Below are 18,057 nucleotides of genomic sequence, written 5' to 3' on the forward strand. Positions count from 1 at the left end.
TAAAAAGCCTTATGATTACACCCAAAAGATACAAAAAAAAGAGTAGAAAACTTTTAGCTTCTACTCCTTTAATTAACAATTATTCCTGAAAAGGACTTTTTCAGTGCCCTCCTGTAATAGTAGACGCCTTCTTTCTTTTACTTTATATGGGTATAATTACATAGCATCAGAATAGATACTTAATTTTCCGTTGTTTAAAATTGAATTTATAATTTTAAAATACTCTTTCTTAGTAGACAAATTAACATCTATTGCGATACTGGAATTATCATAAGGTTCATATTTTTTGATGTTTGATACCGAAAATAATCCTATTGTTGGGGTCTGAACTGAACTTGCCAAATGCATGATACCACTATCAGCTCCTATAAATAAATCGGCACTGGCGATTATAGCTCCAATTTCACGAATGTCTTTACTATAAAATGTAGGGGCTTTAAAGCCAATTTGCGAAACATTTTCTACAGGCAATATTTCAATGATATTATAATTTTGATATTCATCTTTGAGTTGTGCATAAAAATTCTCCCACCACTCTTCTGACAAACATTTTTCTCCGGTTGCATACGTAAATATGCAAATTGTTCTCTTAGTATTGTGTACGATACTATTTATAATATTCTTGCCATTAATAATTTCAGCCGACGATAATTTAAGATCGAGCGGAGCTACTATTTTATTACTTTTTGGAAATCGGAGTTTGGTTAAATAATATCGGAAGTTGTAAACGGGGTATTTCGCGATATGGTCGTAATCATTTTTTACATTTTGAGATTCCTCAGCAGAGTCTCCGTAAAATTTATATTTAGCATTAGAGAATTGAACTGCTAAACGTCCTGAAGAAGAGTTTTGATCTACGTTGATCGCAATATCATATTTTTGTCTTTTTATTGAAATCCATACATTAAGATATTTCAATAAATTTTTGAATGGCTTTTTGGGCAGGTCGATTATTTTATCAATATTATCATAGTTCTCGAAAATAATTGGAGCTAATGTTCCCTTAACAAACAAATCGACTTTACAATTTGGAAATATTTCTGTGACTTCCTGAACGAGTGGTGTAATCAATAATAAGTTTCCTAATCTTCCGTTTGGCCTGCAAATCAAAATTCTTTTAATATCGGTTTTATCAACTAAAATGATATCTTCTTGTGAACTTGCTTTTCCAATATTCTTAGTAAGATTGCGCATTAAGCTACGCCTGAAAACATTTATTTTTTTTAAGATACCCATCCTGATAAATAATTTAAGATTATTAAATCTTCCTTTAAATTTTAAAAAAATTAAAAAATTGAACTAGCTCAAAACTAGCTTCTTTTATTTTTTAAAATTAAATTCTTTCAATAAGCAATTATTACAAAATTGTAATCAAATGTATCAACATTCACATCTTCAACTACTTAAATGAGATTTAAAAATACAAAAACTATATCATAAACAAAAGAATATTAGACAGTTAGGCAATAACAATAGACGACTGCCCCATAAACCTAGACGTTAATTGTAACAACATATCCTTCTGAACTTCGAACATTAAAAACAGTTCCGTCTTCAAAAATTAAGTACTGACCTTTGATTCCTGTTAATTTTCCCTGAAAAGACGGAGTCTTATCCAAGTTTAAACTTGCCACTTTTGCCGGATAATTTAACACCGGATAATGCAGCTCATATAAGTCATTTTTTTGCGAGTAGAAATATTCCTTGGCTTCATCCGGAATTAAACTTTCTACTTTTACTTTTTCAGCAAGTAAGTCAAAACTGCCGCTTGTATTTTGGAGCATCTTTCTCCAATTGGTTTTATCTGTATAATGATCTTTTAGAGCCACCTCAGTAATTCCCGCCAAATATCGATTAGGAACCTCTACAATTGCAATGGCTTGTGTTGCTCCCTGATCGATCCAACGTGTTGGAACCTGAGTTTTACGTGTTACACCTACCTTTACTTCACTAGCCAAAGCCAGATATACAACATGAGGCTGCAATTGTACCTTTTGCTCATATTCAAGATCACGATCAGCAATTCCTAAATGAGCTGTACTCAATTCAGGTCTCATAATCCAGTCACCAACAGCGGGACTTGAATAGAAACAATCATAACAAAATCCCTGGCGGAATATCTTTTTCTTCTTATGACAATTTAAACATTCATATCCTGCAAAATTAATCTCAATCTCTTTGTTCAAAAGTTGGTTCATGTTGAGAAAACTATCTTCGAAAACCAAATAATATTGAATTGGGTTTCCTATTTCAGTTTGCATTTTTGTAAGTACGCCTTGGTATGTCATTATATTTTAGATTGCTGATTTTAGATTACAGATTCTTACATGGGTTGCGAATTCTAATTTTAGAATTCAATAGTATTAAGAATCTTTAGTAAAAATAGAATGGTTTTTTTTACAAAAAAACACTATTTTTGATACAACGGCAAAGTTAGTATTTGTCGATCGATATTCAAATTTTATATTTTTTGATTTTCGCTTTAATCGTAAATCTAAAATCTAAAATAAGCAATCTAAAATCTAAAATTTACCCATGCCGTTATCAATAATCAACTCGTTTGCCTCTTGGGTCCTGAAACAAAGGATACATCAAATAGAACTTTTTCTAAAATATCCCAATGAAGTCCAGGAAGAACTATTGCATAATTTATTGACGGCGTCTGAGAATACGGTTATAGGACGACAATATGGTTTTGAATCGATAACATCGTATGCAACTTTTGCTGAAAGAGTTCCTATTGCGACTTATGAGGAATTACAGCCTTTGATCGAGCGTACGCGTCAGGGAGAACAAGGCGTTTTTTGGGAAACTCCTATAAAATGGTTTGCCAAATCTAGCGGAACTACAAATGCCAAAAGTAAATTTATTCCGGTAAGTACTGAGGCGCTGGAAGATTGCCACTATAAAGGAAGTAAAGATTTGCTTTGTTTGTACTTGAATAACAATGAAGATTCTGAATTGTTTTTAGGAAAAAGTCTTCGCCTGGGCGGAAGCTCTCAGATTTACGAAAACAACAATACTTTTTTTGGAGATTTATCTGCTATTTTAATTGAGAATATGCCTATTTGGGCTGAATTTAGCAGTACACCAAGCAATAAAACTTCGTTAATGAGCGAATGGGAAGCTAAAATCGCTGCCATTATAAACGAAACAAAAAACGAAAATGTAACCAGCTTTGCAGGGGTTCCGTCCTGGATGTTGGTTTTAATGAATAAGGTTTTAGAAAATACAGGGAAGCAAAGTTTATTGGAACTCTGGCCCAATCTGGAAGTTTACTTTCATGGAGGCGTGAGTTTTTCTCCTTATAAAGAACAATACAAAAAAATATTACCTAGCAAGGATTTTAAATATTACGAAATATACAATGCATCAGAAGGTTTCTTTGCCATTCAGGATCTGAATAATTCGAGTGATTTGTTGTTGATGCTGGATTACGGAATATTCTATGAATTTATTTCAATGGATACTTTCGGAACTCCTAATCAAAAAGTGATTCGTCTGGCCGATGTTGAATTGGATAAAAACTACGCGATTGTTATTACGACTAATTCAGGATTGTGGCGTTATTTGATTGGTGACACGGTTCGTTTTACATCTTTAAATCCTTATAGAATTCGAGTTACCGGAAGAACAAAACATCATATTAATGTTTTTGGGGAAGAATTAATGGTCGAAAATACGGATCAGGCGATTGCTAAAGCTTGTCAGCTTACCCAAACAGAAGTTATCGATTATACGGTTGCTCCTATTTTTATGCAGGACAAAGAAAAAGGCGCTCACGAATGGATGATCGAATTCAAGAAAAAACCTGCTGATGTTGGTCTTTTCCAGAAAGTTCTGGATGAAACGTTGCAGACTTTAAACTCTGATTACGAAGCAAAACGCCAGAACAATATGACATTGAATCCTCTGGTGATTAATGTCGCTCGTGAAAACTTATTTTATGACTGGCTAAAGGAACGTGATAAATTAGGAGGACAGCATAAAATCCCGAGACTCTCGAATCAAAGGGATTATTTGGAGCAGTTGAAGGAGATGTAAATCTTTTATGTTGCCACGAATTTCACAAATTTTCACGAATTATATATTGCCGGCGCAAGCTCGCGAATGTATAATGTTGCTTTGAATAGCCACTAGCTTCAGCTAGTGATACAAAACACACCTACCATTGGCTTTAGCCAAACTCTTTTGTACCCAATAATTTGGCTAAAGCCTAATTCATTTATATTAATTTCCCTCCAGCTAAAGCATTAGACTATTCAAAACAAAACTTCACGTTGGCGCGAGCGCGATGTCATTAAGCTAAGTACTTTAGAAAATAAATCAATCTCGCAAAGGCGTTAAGACGTAAAATTTAAGCACAATATGTCATTTCTCCTCCGTCGAAATGACAAAAAACTCTAAATTCTGTTTTCTACATCATATCAATATTTCTATTAATTCAGAATAAAACCACTTATAAAAATTAAAGTTTAATTAATACTTCAATCCCACTAAACCGCATGAGGGATAGAAGTGGAAATCCTTTTGTGCCGGTCCCGAGGCTTCGGGAGGCACAAAAGATTAAAACAGATAGCCCGACCCGCCTTTTTCGGCGGGACATGCCCATAAAAAAACCTTAGCTTTATTGAAAAACTAAGGTCTAATTTATTTTGATTGTCGAGTTACTTGCGAAGATTCTTCGTTCCTCAGAATGACAAACTGTATGTTTATGAGACACGTTACATCATATCAATATATCTGTCGTGATATCCTAATAAATATAAAACTCCGTCAAGTCCTAAACTTGAAATTGAGGTTGAGGCACTTTCTTTTACTTTTGGTTTTGCGTGAAAAGCGATTCCTAATCCGGCTAAATTTAGCATTGGCAGATCGTTTGCTCCGTCACCAACTGCAATAGTTTGGTTGATGTGAATTCCTTCTTTTTCGGCGATGGCTTTTAGGTATTCGGCTTTCTTTTGACCGTCTACGATTTCGCCTAAATATTTACCGGTTAACTTACCGTCTTTTATTTCTAACTGATTGGCATGAACATAATCGATACCCAATTCTTTTTGCAGATATTCTCCAAAATAGGTGAATCCTCCGGAAAGAATTGCGGTTTTGTATCCGTAATATTTTAAGGCTTTCATCAAACGATGTGCTCCTTTTGTAATTGGCAAATTGATGGCAACATTTTGCAAAACATCTTCGCTTAAACCTTCTAACAAAGCCATACGCTGTTTGAAACTTTCGTTGAAATCTATTTCGCCATTCATGGCAGATTCTGTAATGGCACGAACTTGTGCTCCTACTCCGTTTAGTTCTGCCAGTTCGTCGATAACTTCAGTCTGGATTAAAGTAGAATCCATATCAAAACACACCAAACGACGGTTTCGTCTGTAAATATTATCTTCCTGGAACGAAATATCAACATTCAGGGTTCTTGAAATCTCCATGAAACTTGCTGTCATGATGATCTTGTTTACAATCTCACCCGTCACGGACAATTGTATGCAAGAACGCGGATATTCTTCTTTTTCTACAATAGATGTTCTTCCTGTTAGTCTTATAATAGAATCGATATTCAGGTTTTGATCTGACATTATTTTAGTTACGGCTGCCAATTGTGAAGCTGCCAGTTTTTCGCCTAAAATATTGATGATGTAACGTTGTTTTGATTGTGATTTTACCCATGTTTCGTAGTCTTCTACAGAAATAGGAATAAATTTAACCTTAACGCCCAATTCATAAGCTTTGAACAATAAGTCTTTTAAAACTGGCCCTGAACTTGAACCGGCTTCGATCTCGAACAAAATTCCCAGAGAAAGTGTGTCATGAATATCAGCCTGACCAATATCCAGAATATTGGCATCATAAGTTGCCAAAACGGCTGTTAAACCTGCTGTCACTCCTATTTTATCATGTCCTGAGACTTTTAATAAAATAATCTCTTTACCTTCTATTGCCATTTTATCTATTGATTTTAAGAAGCGACAAAAATCGGCAATCTAATTTTGATAAAAAAGGATATTGTTTGTTTTTTTGAAAAGAAAAAGCACATAAGAATGTGCTTTTTGAAATAATTTAACAATTATGTTCTGCTATTAAAATAACGTAACTTTTTAGTTGTCTCGAATTAGAAATAATTCATAAAAAGAGGAACTAAATTAATATTGATACTATTTTTTCTTCGCGAATTAAATCATTGTAATTCGTGAATTCGCTGCAAAAAATTATTTCTAAGATTATTTCATAGGTTCTGATTCATCAAAATTTACCATCCAGCTTACGCCGAATTTATCTTTGAACATTCCGAAATATGCTCCCCAGAATGTTTTATTCATTGGCATATAAATTGTTCCGTTTGCCGAAAGTCCATTGAAAATCCTATCTGCTTCATCTGTGCTTTCGACATTGATAGATACTGAAAAGTTACCTCCAAGAATGACATCTCCGGATTGTTGATTACTATCACTTCCCATTAAAATGGTATTTCCAATGGGTAGTGAAACATGCATTATTCTGTTTGCATCTTTATCTGAGACTTCCGGACAGCTTCCGCTTTCGTCTGCGGGCATGTCTTTAAATTTTCCGATATACGGAAATTCACCTCCAAAAACTGATTTGTAAAACAGAAATGCTTCTTCGCAATTTCCGTTAAAAATTAAATAAGGGTTTACTGATGTTGCCATGATATTTTTCTTTATTGTTTTGTTATATTCTTTTCTCTATTCTCTTTATTCTTTTCTCTATTCTCTTTCTTCATGATCCATAAATAAAACATTCCAGCGATGACCGTCTAAATCTGCAAAACCGCAACCGTACATCCAACCCTGACTATCGGCCGGAGGCGCAAAGACAGTTCCGCCCGCTTCTTGTACTTTCTTTGCCAATTCATCCACTTCTGAAATACTTTCGGCATCAATCGAAATCAAAACTTCTGAACTTGATTGTGTATCTGTTAATTTGTTTTGCGAAAAACCGGCAAATAACGATTCTTCAAAAAGCATCACCACAAATTTCCCTTCACCAACGACCATGCAAGTCGAGCTTGGCGTGTCGTGTTCTTCATTAAAAGAGAATCCTATTTTCGAAAAAAAAGCTTTTGATTTTGCCACCTCTTTTACCGGCAAATTCAGCCAAATTTGTTTTGTCATATTTGTTGCTTTTAGATTATTTTTTTTAACCCTATAAGTGATGTAAGATAATTTAAGTTGGGCTAATTTATTTTGCTCGCAAAGACCCGAAGTCGCAAAGTTTTTTAAGTAATTTCTATTTTTTTAAAAGAACTAAAAACCTTTGCTTCTTTGTCTTTTTGAACCTTAAGAAAAACTAATTCTGCTCAACATAACTTTTAAAATTATTCATGATTGCCTGCCATCCTCCGCGTTGCATTTCTTCCGGGTTTTGTGTTTCAGGATCAAATCTTTGGGTGACTTCTACTCCATTTGGGGTTGCTTCAAAATCAATTTTTACTTTTCTCCCATCTTCTAATACATATTCAATTGTTTTGTTTTTTTCTATTAAGGTGTATTCTCCTCCAAAATCAAAACTCATACTGCTATCTTTTGCAGCCATAGTCGATTTGAATTTTCCGCCTTCTCTTAAATCATTTTCAGCATAAGGTGTGTGCCATTCCGGAGATGCAAAACTCCATTTTGTAATATGTTCCGGCAATGTCCAAAATTCCCAAACTTTATCTATTGATGCATTAATCGTGCTTTGTACTGTTATCATTGTATTTATTTTTATTTCTTCAAATTAATTTTTCTGCTGCTATTAGACGCTTTCAACATATTTTTTAAAATTATCAATAACTGTCTGACACCACTCTTTCTGCATACTTTCGGGATCTTCTTTTGTTGGCTCAAAAGTTTCTGTAATTTTTACTTTATTTTCATTTATTTCAAAATTCACTTTTCCTGTTCTGTTGTCGAATAGTTTATATTCTATTAAAGATAAGTTCTCAACTTTAGTATATATCCCTTCAAAATCAAAACTTAGACTTGTGTCTTTTTTATTCATTTTGTATTTGAATTTCCCTCCTACTTTCAAGTCACTTTCTACATATGATGTATACCAATCGTCTATAGCAATATTCCAGTTTTGAATATGTTCTGGCAACGTCCAGTATTTCCAGACTTCATCTATCGATGCATTTATAGTATTTTGTACCGTTATCATATTCTATATAATTAACTCATTTCCGGGATCTCACTTTCATTCATATAGAAAACTTCCCAATGGTGTCCGTCTAAATCCAGAAAAGTTCGATGATACATCCAGCCATAATCTTGTGTTTTCATATATTCTGATCCGCCGGCTTTAATGACTTTCTCCATCATTTCATCGACTTTGTCACGTGCTTCGAGTGAAACTGAGATAATAACTTCACTTGTTGTAGCTGTGTTACAAATTTGTTTATTGGTAAAAGTTTGATAAAACTCTTCGGTTAAAAGCATTGCATTTATATTTTTACCAATAACCAAACAGGTTCCTTTTTCATTTGTGAATTTTGGATTGAATGAGAAACCCAGTTGAGTGAAGAATGCAATTGACTTATTTAAATCTTTTACAGCAAGATTCAAGAAAATTTTTGTTTCCATTTTTATATAAATTTACAAATTATTTAAAGCAAATTTAAAATATTACAGCAAGCTTAATGATACATTAGAAGTCATCTTTAGGGTCATTTAAGACAAAATAATTACTTTTGTGTACAACGTAACTTTGCAAAAACCACAAAATCATGAGTAAGAAAGTAGGTTTAATTGTACCTCACGACTATAAATTATTGAGTATCGCAGCAATTTTAGAAGTTTTCGAAACTGCCAATAAGCTTTCTAAAGGTGACAAAAAATCTTTTGAAATTATGTTATTTCAATCTTCGGAACAAATTAATGAAAAGCTTTTGTTTGGATATGAAGTAAATTCGATTGAAACTTCAGATGAAATGCTGGACTTAATTTTAATCCCTGCTTTTACCACTGATAATATGAATGAAATGATTGCTAAAAACAGGCTTTTCATTCCGTGGTTAAAAAAACAGCACCAATCCGGTGCCGAATTAGCAAGCTTTTGTACCGGTGCGTTTTTGTTTGCTGCTTCAGGATTATTAAACGAAAAATTAGCCACAACACATGTAGATGCCTGTAGTGCTTTTACAAAAGCATTCCCGTTAGTCAAATTAAAACCTGAAGAAACTTTAACGGCTGACGGTAGTTTATATACCAGCGGTGGCTCTACCTCAACATTTCATTTATTGATTTTACTGGTTCAGAAATATTGCGGAAACGAGATTGCTGTTCAGATTGCCAAAATTTTCTCAATAGATTTAAACCGATACAAACAGAGTTATTTCAGCACATTCAGACCCAATCATTTGCATAATGATACGCTGGTTGCCATGTTACAGCAAAAAATAGAAAATCAATATAGTACGATCGAAAAACTGGAAGAAATCACAAAAGATATCCCAACGAGTGCCAGAAATATGACACGAAGATTTAAACAAGTAACGGGAATTCCGCCAATTGAATATTTGCAGAATATTAGGGTTGAAAGTTCTAAAAAATACCTGGAACAAACCCAACTTTCAATTTCTGAGATCATTGAGAAAACGGGGTACAATGATCCAAAAGCATTTAGAAAAGTATTTTTTAAAATGGTGGGAATGAAACCTATTGAATATAGAGAAAAATTCAGGGTACAATAATTTTTTTGAGGAGCAGAAAAAAATCATTTTCAAAACACCAGTTGTCCTGCTCTCCACTATATCTTTTGCTGTGAACCACACAGCAAAAGGATGCCGTTTCGATCAGGGCTATACGAGAAATTTCATTTTCATAAAAAGTTCAGGTAGAAAAGCTGAAACTACGTTTAAGACTTAATAATCCACATTAAAACTTTTTTATTTTCCTGCAAAAGCTTATCAATTTCTTTCATACTTTCATTAGAAACTGCAGGACAGCCCCAACCTTCCGGAGTTCCTTTAGGATAGACTTCATCATTTGAAATGGCTTCCCAGGAATGCAATACTATTGCACGGCTTCTGGCCTTTGAGTTTGTTTTTTCTTTTCCCTGCAAAACATAATTTACTTTTATCCCCCACTGACTTACGCCACGGTCCAAAACAACAAATTTACCTATCGAAGAACAATGAGAATCAAATTCATTACTTATTGACGCATTCTCTTTCGACATTGTTGCGCCCCATTTATTATCGCCACAACCATGACTGACTATATACGATTTGAGAATTTTATTCTCATTAAAGTCATAAACAAAAAATCTTTTTAATCCGGAATGCATTCCTAAATCAATCAGGAAAAATTTATCCTGATTTAGGTTGTTGCGTTTACAATAGAGTTGTGCTTCATTATAATATATGCTGTAATCAATATCTTTAATCTCACTGCGAGGTTTTTCCCTGGCTATTTTTTCTGCCGTTTTTTCTACGTTAAAAACATTTACCTCCTGAACATCTTTCTTTTTATTACACGATAGTAATAGTGCCAAACTTATTACTGGTATTATTTTTTTCATGCTGACAATTTACATAAAAATATAGAAATGAAAATGGCATAAAAAAACCTGCTCAAATAAATGGAGGGCACTGAAAAAGTAACCGTTTATCAAAAGAGGCTGTTTTCAAATATGAAAACAGCTTCTTTTTCTTTGATATCCTCGGATAGGTGACGGAGAACACTTTCGTACAGACGATTCTCAGAGCCTCTATTTTACTTATAAAATTACCTTTTTAACTTTAAAGGACTTTTTCAGTGCCCTCAATAAATGAACAGGCCTTTTTTATAAAATTCGACAAAGTTTGAACTTTGATAAAGTCCTTTCAAGATTTAAGAAGCAATTTCCATGCGCTTCAATAAATTTTTATTCAAAGTATGTTTTGCATAATCCTGATCGATTGTCAAAACTTTATCGTCTGAACTTGGTAATTCGTACATAGCATCTGTTAGGATAGCTTCGCATAAAGAACGTAATCCACGAGCTCCTAATTTGTATTCTAAAGCTTTATCTACAATAAAGTCAAGGACTTCATACGTAATGGTGAATTTACTTGATTATCAAAACAGTTTTCAGCTATCTTTTTTTTGTATAGCAGACACATAGAATTATAACAGTTCTTACTGTCTGTAGGCAGGTCATTTTCTTATACTTAATCTAAATTCACTTTGACAATTACATCACCTGAACTATTATTTGTTTGGTTAATTTCAAACACAATTTCATTTTCAGAGATCTTAAAAAGGCGATGTCTTTGTAACATATATTTTTTAATGTCATAATTTTTAAAGTCCTTATTATTAAATATTTCTCCTCCATTTACACTACCATCTGAATCCGAAATTTTCACAACACTCATATATTCATCATGACCACCAAATGCAGCATCGGGATTTTTATCTAAAGGCAAATTGATGTTATGAATATCGTCTACAAAAATAAAATAGTAATTATTATTTGAATTTACATACCAAGAAGATTTTACATCTACTTCTTTTTTAGGAATTTTATTCAACCAGACAACATTCCCATTAGTTTTTACTTTGGAAACTATTAGATCCATATAAAAATCAATATCACGCCCATTTGGAGGTGCATAAGTGTATTTTTGCTCACCAATAAAAACAAAATCCCCATTTTCGCATATATATACATTTTTTAAGAACACTTTGTATAACCCATTACTTTCTCCCTTTGTGTGGGGCTTATCAATATTTTTTTGCTCCTTTTCACTACGATATTTTTTTAAGACATCTAAAGTAAATTCACTGAAAACCTTATCATAGATTTTTCCCTCAGGAGAAATCTTAAAGCCAACATATCCATCCGTATCCATCACATCAGAAGATCCATCACTGTATGTGCCTCCACAAACCATAAGATTTTTTGGAGTTACAAACAGGCTTAAATTATTGATTACATTCTCGTTATCTTCAATTTTTACAGCATTTATTGTTTTACCTTCAAACTTTATACTACAAATTTCATAATGAAAATTTGCAACAAGATCTTTCTTATTCTTTTTATCATTACGGCTATCATCGTGAAATACTTTTGCTACCCAATAAAAATCACCATTATTATCTAATCTAAAATTACTGCAATTAACTTTATTTTCATTATAAGGTAGTGCAATTTCACTTGCGGAAATTTGATTTAAATTTTCATCAAATACTTTTACACCAATAATCTGACTAGACTTTTTATTCTCAGGATTTTTTATATAATTAACTGCAATACTTTTTTCATTGCTAGATTCTGTTAAGTTAAAATATAAAAAATCGCTATTATAACCTGACACTTTACCATCTACTTGCAACAATAACTTAGGTGCGCCAACGAATTCACATTTATCAAAATCAATTTCCGCACTAAAAACTTGTTCTTTTTTGGCATCTCCATCCCAAGAAGAATAAAAAACAAAATACCTATTATTAAGTTTTATACAGTTCACAAGAAAGTAATTTTTAGCAAAAAACTTTTCAAATCTGTTTTCTTTTATCACTGTCAGTTTTTCAGAATCAATTTTCTTGACCATAATCACTCCATCATAAAAGTTACATGATAAAATTTCCTTCCCATTTGAAAAAGCAAAACTACTTCCTCCTAATGAATTATATAAAGCACCTGAATTTTTACCTGACTTAAAAGGTTCACTTATTTTTTTTGTATATTTTTTCGGGGTGTTGTCTTGAGCAAAAGCTGTTAGACAAGTTAAACAGATACTTAGAAAGTATAATTTTATTTTGAATTTCATTTTGATTTAGGTTATTATTAGTGGTTAAAGTTTATTGTTGAATTTTGACGTAAATTAACTGGAAATTTCTTAAATATTTACTTATAGAACAAAAAAAATCTGCTCCTTTGACAGAGCAGATTTTATAAAATATCTTTTTACTGATAATCTAAGAAGCAATTTCCATTCGCTTCAATAAATTTTTATTCAAAGTATGTTTTGCATAATCCTGATCGATTGTCAAAACTTTATCATCTGAACTTGGTAATTCATACATCGCATCTGTTAGGATTGCTTCGCATAACGAACGTAATCCACGAGCTCCTAATTTGTATTCTAAAGCTTTATCTACAATAAAATCCAATGCTTCGTCAGTAATATTAAATTCAACATCATCCATTAAGAATAATTTTTGATATTGTTTGATTAAAGCATTTTTAGGTTGTGTCAAAATTGCACGCAAAGTTTCTCTGTCAAGAGGATCCATATGTGTCAAAACTGGTAAACGACCGATAATTTCAGGAATCAAACCAAAGTCTTTGATATCTTTTGGAATGATATATTGCAATAAATTGTCTTTATCGATATTATCTACATTTTTCGAAGTTGAATATCCAACTGCCTGACGGTTCAAACGTTTAGAAATAATACGTTCTACACCATCAAAAGCACCACCTGCAATAAACAGGATATTTTGGGTATTTACCTCAACAAATTTCTGGTCCGGATGTTTACGTCCTCCTTTTGGCGGCACATTTACAACTGTTCCTTCTAATAATTTCAATAATGCTTGTTGTACACCTTCACCAGAAACGTCACGTGTTATGGATGGATTATCGCTCTTACGGGCAATTTTATCAATTTCATCAATAAATACGATTCCTCTTTCGGCTTTGGTTACATCATAATCTGCAGCTTGTAGTAAACGTGTCAAAATACTTTCGACATCTTCACCCACATAACCTGCTTCTGTAAGTACGGTTGCATCAACGATAGCCAAAGGAACGTCTAACATTTTTGCGATAGTTTTTGCTACCAATGTTTTTCCGGTTCCGGTTTGACCTACCATAATGATGTTACTTTTTTCAATCTCTACTTCGTCGTCTAATTGCTGTTGCATTAAACGCTTGTAGTGATTGTAAACCGCAACTGACATTACTTTTTTAGTCTGATCCTGACCAATAACATATTGATCTAAGAAAGCTCTGATTTCTTTTGGTTTCTTTAAAATTAAGTCGCCAACAAGTTTAGCACTTCCACTTGATTTTAATTCTTCTAATACAATTCCGTGTGCTTGTTCAATACACTTATCACAGATGTGTGCATTAATACCTGCAATCAATAAATTGGTTTCTGGCTTTTTTCTTCCACAAAACGAACATTCTAATACTACTTTAGCCATTCTTCTTTAGTTACATAAGTCGCAAAGTTACTAAGTTTCTGATATTTACCAATAAATCCTCAAAAACTTAGCAACCTATTAACTTTTTATTTTTGTTTCAAGTTTAAAAAAATGGTTTCAAGTTTCAGGTTTCAAGTTAACAACAGTAAACTTGAAACCTGAAACTTTGAAACAAAATAAACCTTTTTTTAGCTTCTTCTCAATACTTCGTCGATCATTCCGTATTCTTTTGCTTCGTCAGCTTTCATCCAGTAATCACGCTCACTGTCTTTGTGCACTTTGTCAAAAGATTGTCCTGAATGCTGAGAAATGATGTTGTATAATTCATCTTTTAATTTCAACATTTCACGCAAGTTGATTTCCATATCTGTTGCAACACCTTGTGCTCCTCCTGATGGTTGGTGAATCATAACTCTTGAATGTGGCAAAGCCGAACGTTTTCCTGCTGCTCCTGCACATAATAATACAGCTCCCATTGAGGCTGCCATACCTGTACAAATTGTCGCTACGTCTGGTTTGATGTATTGCATGGTATCATAAATTCCTAATCCTGCGTAAACGCTTCCTCCAGGTGAATTTAGATAAATTTGAATGTCTTTTGAAGCATCAGCACTTTCTAAGAATAATAACTGCGCCTGAACGATATTAGCGATTTGATCATCGATACCTGTTCCTAAAAAGATAATTCTGTCCATCATTAATCTAGAAAAAACGTCTAATTGAGAAATATTCAACTGGCGTTCTTCAATAATATATGGAGTCATATTTGTTGGATTCATTGCTGCTACGATTTTGTCGTAGTACATTGCATTTACTCCTTGGTGCTTTGTAGCAAATTTTTTGAATTCTTTACCGTAGTTCATATTTAAGTGTTCTAAGTTTTACGTAATATCTGTTTATACTCTTCATCAAAGGTTGTACCTCTTTCTAAAGGATGTCAATTTGTCTTATTTTTTGTTTTAAAAATTTCAGGTTTCAAGTTTAAGGTTGCTCCACGTGCGTTTCAAATAAAAACTTGAAACCTGAAACAAAAAGTAAAAAACTTGAAACAAAAAAATGAGCGCCAGGAAAAAAATCTCCTGACGCTCAAATATACTTATTTTTTTAGAAATTATTCTCCGTAAGACGCAGCAATAAATTCTTCGTAAGTTACTTCTTTAGTTACCGGATTTGCTTTTTCTTTAAACACTTCTAACAATTTTTCAGCAACAACTTGCTCAGAAAGTCTTTTCACTTCTTCCTGGTTAGATAAAACTCTAGCCACGATTCCTTGAACTTCTTCGTCAGTTGGATTTGTTTGTCCAAATTGAGCCATTTGTTGTTTGATAGCGTTTGTTGTAAAAGCTTTCAAATCTTCAAATGTAATTTGGATATTACTTTGTGCCATTGCTTTTCCTTCGATCAATTGAAAACGTAATCCTTTTTCAGATCTTGCGTATTCAACTTCAGCTTCTTCCGGAGAAAGTTTTTTCTCTCCAACAGTTTGTAACCATTTTTTAAGAAATTCAGCCGGTAAATCAAATTTTGTATTTTCGATAAGGAAATCCTGAACGTCTAATAATAATTTTTGATCTGCTTGCTGCGCGAATTGAGCTTCAGCATCTTCTTTAATTTTAGCTTTCAAATCTTCTAATGAAGCTACTTTTCCTTCACCAAAAAGTTTATCAAATAACTCTTGGTTTAATTCAGCTAATTCAGCACCGTTGATTGCTTCGATAGTAAAGTTTACTTCAACATCTAAACCATGAACATCATCATGACCTACTTTTAAGTAATCCATTAATTGGTGATCATCTGCAAATAAACCTTTTGTGCTTACTGTAACAACATCTCCAACTTTTTTACCAATGAATTTATCAGCAGCAGTTTTATTGAATGTAGATAATGAAATTGTAGTTGTATTGCTGATTCCTTTTTCTTCGTTAGAGAAAGTTCCTGTCAAATCAGAATCTGCAGATACCACTTCTTGTGGAATTGCTTTTCCAAATTGTTTTTGGATACGCTCTACTTGTCCGTCGATTAATTTATCATCAGCAGTAACGATATATTTTACGATATCATTTTTAGCTTCTAAATCAATTTCGAAGTTAGGTACTAAACCAATTTCGTATTCGAAAGTTAGTTCTTCAGCATCCCAATCAAAGTTTTCGTTTTCTTTTGCAAGAGGAGTTCCTAAAAGATTTAATCTTTCAGATTGAACAAAACGCTCTAAAGCCAAATCAACAACTTTTTGAACTTCTTCTTGCTTAATTGATTTTCCGTATTGTTTTTCAACAAGGTCTTTAGGAACTTGTCCTTTTCTAAAACCTTTAACGGTAGCCAAAGGCATTTTTTCGTTTATTCTTTTTGCTACCTGACCTTTATAATCCATGTGAACAACTGTCATTACGATTGTTTCATTCACAGCGTTTATTGCTACTCTTTTAATATCCATCTTCTTCTTTAATTTACATAATAAAATTGGGTTGCAAAATTATAAAATTTTTGCAACCCAACCAAGTTTTTAATCTATTGTATTTGAAGACGTTTAAAACACGCTTTCAATATTTATTTTATTTGTCGTCGCCAAGTATTTTATAAGTAATAGACTGAAGGATAGACAATATAACACTAAACAGCAATGCGGTCCAGAATGAATCGACTTTGAAACCTCCGACAATGTTGGTACACAATAAAATAATAATCGCATTAATCACCAGCAAAAACAAACCTAAAGTTATAAAGGTTACAGGTAATGTCAGGATAACCAATATTGGTTTTATAAAAAGATTCAGTAATCCTAAAACAACCGCAACAATTACTGCCGTACCAAAACTAGCAACATGTACCCCAGTTAAAAAATTAGCGATTAACAACACCAAAGCTGCAGTAACAAGGAGTCTAAGTAATATTTTCATGATTATTGATTTAAAGTTTTAATAAAAGTAAGGAAATTTATATTATTTTTTTACCACAGATTAAAAAGATTAGAAGGGATTTTCAAATCTGTGAAAATCTTTTAATCTGTGGCTATAAAAAATTGAACTTATTTATTGCTTCAAAAACTCAGTTGTTAATTCAAAAAACATTTTAGGGTTTTCGGCATGAAGCCAATGTCCGGCATTTGGAATTGTCTCGAACTTCACGTTTGGAAAATATTGACGTATACTATCAAAATCAGAATCCTGAATATATCCTGAATTTCCTCCACGAATAAATAAAGTAGGTTTATCAAAAGCTAAGCCATCCGGTAAAGCTTTTCCAATTGCTTCTAAGTTATTATTAAAGACTGAAAGATTAAACCTAAAAGCCAATTGTCCCGGTTCCTGCCAATACAAGTTCTTTAATAAAAATTGTCGTGTTCCAAAATCGGGAACATATTGTGATAAAACTTCTTCGACATCATTTCGGCTTGGTTTTACAGAAAAATCAATTGCATTTAATCCTGCCAAAATATCCTGATGATGCTGTTTGTAAAATTTAGGTCCAATATCTGCCACAATCAATTTATCTACAATCTCAGGATGAGTAGTTGCAAAAAGCATGGCTACTTTCCCTCCCATCGAATGCCCAAGAATATCTATTTTATCTAAATGATTCGCCTGACAATATTCGAAAACATCCTGTACCATGGCTTCATAACTCCATTCGTCTGAATGAAAACTACGGCCGTGATTTCGTAAATCTAAAATATGAACTTGAAATCCGGCCTCTACGTATTGTCCTGCCAAAGTTTTCCAGTTATCAGACATTCCCAAAAATCCGTGCATGATGATGAACGGCTTTCCTTCGCCTTCTATTTTTGAGTATAACATTTATATTATGGTTTTAAAACTAATGACAAAGGTAAAAAAGTTCTATATTAATCTGTAAATTAATAAAGTCCACACTCTGGATTTTAGTTGTTTTATTAGAAAAAAGTTTACAAAAT

17 protein-coding genes and 1 pseudogene are annotated in these 18,057 nt (G+C 32.9%); 2 read left to right on the top strand and 16 right to left on the bottom strand.

The genetic code is table 11. The features are described 5' to 3' along the window. Positions 1-156: 156 nt before the first annotated feature. Both NJT12_RS15110 and NJT12_RS15115 read right to left on the bottom strand, forming a co-directional pair. The gene (locus tag NJT12_RS15110) at positions 157-1,236 is read right to left on the bottom strand and encodes a glycosyltransferase family 9 protein (RefSeq protein WP_271336748.1); all 1,080 of its coding nucleotides are present in this window, start codon (positions 1,234-1,236) and stop codon (positions 157-159) included. Between the two features lie 257 nt (positions 1,237-1,493). Then, positions 1,494-2,288 carry a DUF2797 domain-containing protein gene (locus tag NJT12_RS15115; RefSeq protein ID WP_271336749.1) on the bottom strand — a complete coding sequence of 265 codons (795 nt, stop codon included), beginning with the start codon at positions 2,286-2,288 and terminating at the stop codon, positions 1,494-1,496. Positions 2,289-2,535: 247 nt separating this feature from the next. Between NJT12_RS15115 and NJT12_RS15120 the strand changes: the two genes are divergently transcribed. Then, complete coding sequence (locus NJT12_RS15120; RefSeq protein WP_271336750.1) at positions 2,536-4,044, top strand: GH3 auxin-responsive promoter family protein; 1,509 nt, start codon at positions 2,536-2,538, stop codon at positions 4,042-4,044. A gap of 680 nt (positions 4,045-4,724) precedes the next feature. Here NJT12_RS15120 and serB read toward each other — a convergent pair. The 6 genes from serB to NJT12_RS15150 all read right to left on the bottom strand — a co-directional run bounded on the left by serB (position 4,725) and on the right by NJT12_RS15150 (position 8,591). Then, positions 4,725-5,954, bottom strand: a complete 1,230-nt coding sequence (gene serB, locus NJT12_RS15125; RefSeq protein ID WP_271336751.1) for a phosphoserine phosphatase SerB — start codon at positions 5,952-5,954, stop codon at positions 4,725-4,727. Positions 5,955-6,230: 276 nt separating this feature from the next. Beyond that, on the bottom strand, positions 6,231-6,677 hold the full coding sequence (locus NJT12_RS15130) for a VOC family protein (RefSeq protein WP_271336752.1): 447 nt from the start codon (positions 6,675-6,677) through the stop codon (positions 6,231-6,233). 57 nt (positions 6,678-6,734) lie between these two features. After that, the gene (locus tag NJT12_RS15135) at positions 6,735-7,142 is read right to left on the bottom strand and encodes a VOC family protein (protein ID WP_271336753.1); all 408 of its coding nucleotides are present in this window, start codon (positions 7,140-7,142) and stop codon (positions 6,735-6,737) included. Positions 7,143-7,317: 175 nt separating this feature from the next. Then, positions 7,318-7,722 (bottom strand): SRPBCC family protein, encoded by a 405-nt coding sequence (locus NJT12_RS15140; RefSeq protein WP_271336754.1) that lies wholly within the window; start codon positions 7,720-7,722, stop codon positions 7,318-7,320. A 42-nt stretch (positions 7,723-7,764) separates the two neighbouring features. Further along, the gene (locus NJT12_RS15145; protein ID WP_271336755.1) at positions 7,765-8,169 is read right to left on the bottom strand and encodes an SRPBCC domain-containing protein; all 405 of its coding nucleotides are present in this window, start codon (positions 8,167-8,169) and stop codon (positions 7,765-7,767) included. An 11-nt stretch (positions 8,170-8,180) separates the two neighbouring features. Then, the gene (locus NJT12_RS15150; RefSeq protein WP_271336756.1) at positions 8,181-8,591 is read right to left on the bottom strand and encodes a VOC family protein; all 411 of its coding nucleotides are present in this window, start codon (positions 8,589-8,591) and stop codon (positions 8,181-8,183) included. Positions 8,592-8,734: 143 nt separating this feature from the next. On the opposite strand from NJT12_RS15150, the gene NJT12_RS15155 reads away from it, so the two are divergent. Then, a complete protein-coding gene (locus NJT12_RS15155) occupies positions 8,735-9,700 on the top strand; it encodes a GlxA family transcriptional regulator (protein ID WP_271336757.1) in 966 nt (321 codons plus the stop codon). Between the two features lie 164 nt (positions 9,701-9,864). Here the strand turns inward: NJT12_RS15155 and NJT12_RS15160 are convergent, their stop codons facing one another. From NJT12_RS15160 to NJT12_RS15195, 8 genes and pseudogenes are all read right to left on the bottom strand, one after another. Beyond that, entirely contained in the window at positions 9,865-10,530 is a 666-nt protein-coding gene (locus NJT12_RS15160) for a murein L,D-transpeptidase catalytic domain-containing protein (protein ID WP_271336758.1), read from the bottom strand. A 311-nt stretch (positions 10,531-10,841) separates the two neighbouring features. Next, positions 10,842-11,060, bottom strand: a pseudogene (locus tag NJT12_RS15165) (ATP-dependent Clp protease ATP-binding subunit ClpX); the annotation flags it as partial. A gap of 101 nt (positions 11,061-11,161) precedes the next feature. After that, the gene (locus NJT12_RS15170; protein ID WP_271336759.1) at positions 11,162-12,766 is read right to left on the bottom strand and encodes a hypothetical protein; all 1,605 of its coding nucleotides are present in this window, start codon (positions 12,764-12,766) and stop codon (positions 11,162-11,164) included. Between the two features lie 148 nt (positions 12,767-12,914). Next, positions 12,915-14,147: an ATP-dependent Clp protease ATP-binding subunit ClpX gene (gene clpX, locus NJT12_RS15175; protein WP_271336760.1), complete on the bottom strand. Its 1,233-nt coding sequence runs from the start codon at positions 14,145-14,147 to the stop codon at positions 12,915-12,917. A gap of 188 nt (positions 14,148-14,335) precedes the next feature. Further along, positions 14,336-15,010, bottom strand: coding sequence for an ATP-dependent Clp endopeptidase proteolytic subunit ClpP (gene clpP, locus NJT12_RS15180; RefSeq protein WP_271336761.1), 675 nt, complete (start codon positions 15,008-15,010; stop codon positions 14,336-14,338). A 248-nt stretch (positions 15,011-15,258) separates the two neighbouring features. Continuing rightward, positions 15,259-16,581 carry a trigger factor gene (locus NJT12_RS15185; RefSeq protein ID WP_271336762.1) on the bottom strand — a complete coding sequence of 441 codons (1,323 nt, stop codon included), beginning with the start codon at positions 16,579-16,581 and terminating at the stop codon, positions 15,259-15,261. A 118-nt stretch (positions 16,582-16,699) separates the two neighbouring features. After that, positions 16,700-17,044 carry a phage holin family protein gene (locus NJT12_RS15190; RefSeq protein ID WP_271336763.1) on the bottom strand — a complete coding sequence of 115 codons (345 nt, stop codon included), beginning with the start codon at positions 17,042-17,044 and terminating at the stop codon, positions 16,700-16,702. 132 nt (positions 17,045-17,176) lie between these two features. Next, on the bottom strand, positions 17,177-17,941 hold the full coding sequence (locus NJT12_RS15195) for an alpha/beta fold hydrolase (protein ID WP_271336764.1): 765 nt from the start codon (positions 17,939-17,941) through the stop codon (positions 17,177-17,179). Positions 17,942-18,057: the final 116 nt, after the last annotated feature.

The sequence above is a fragment of the Flavobacterium azizsancarii genome, assembly GCF_027980145.1.
GTDB classification, from domain to species: Bacteria; Bacteroidota; Bacteroidia; order Flavobacteriales; family Flavobacteriaceae; genus Flavobacterium; species Flavobacterium azizsancarii.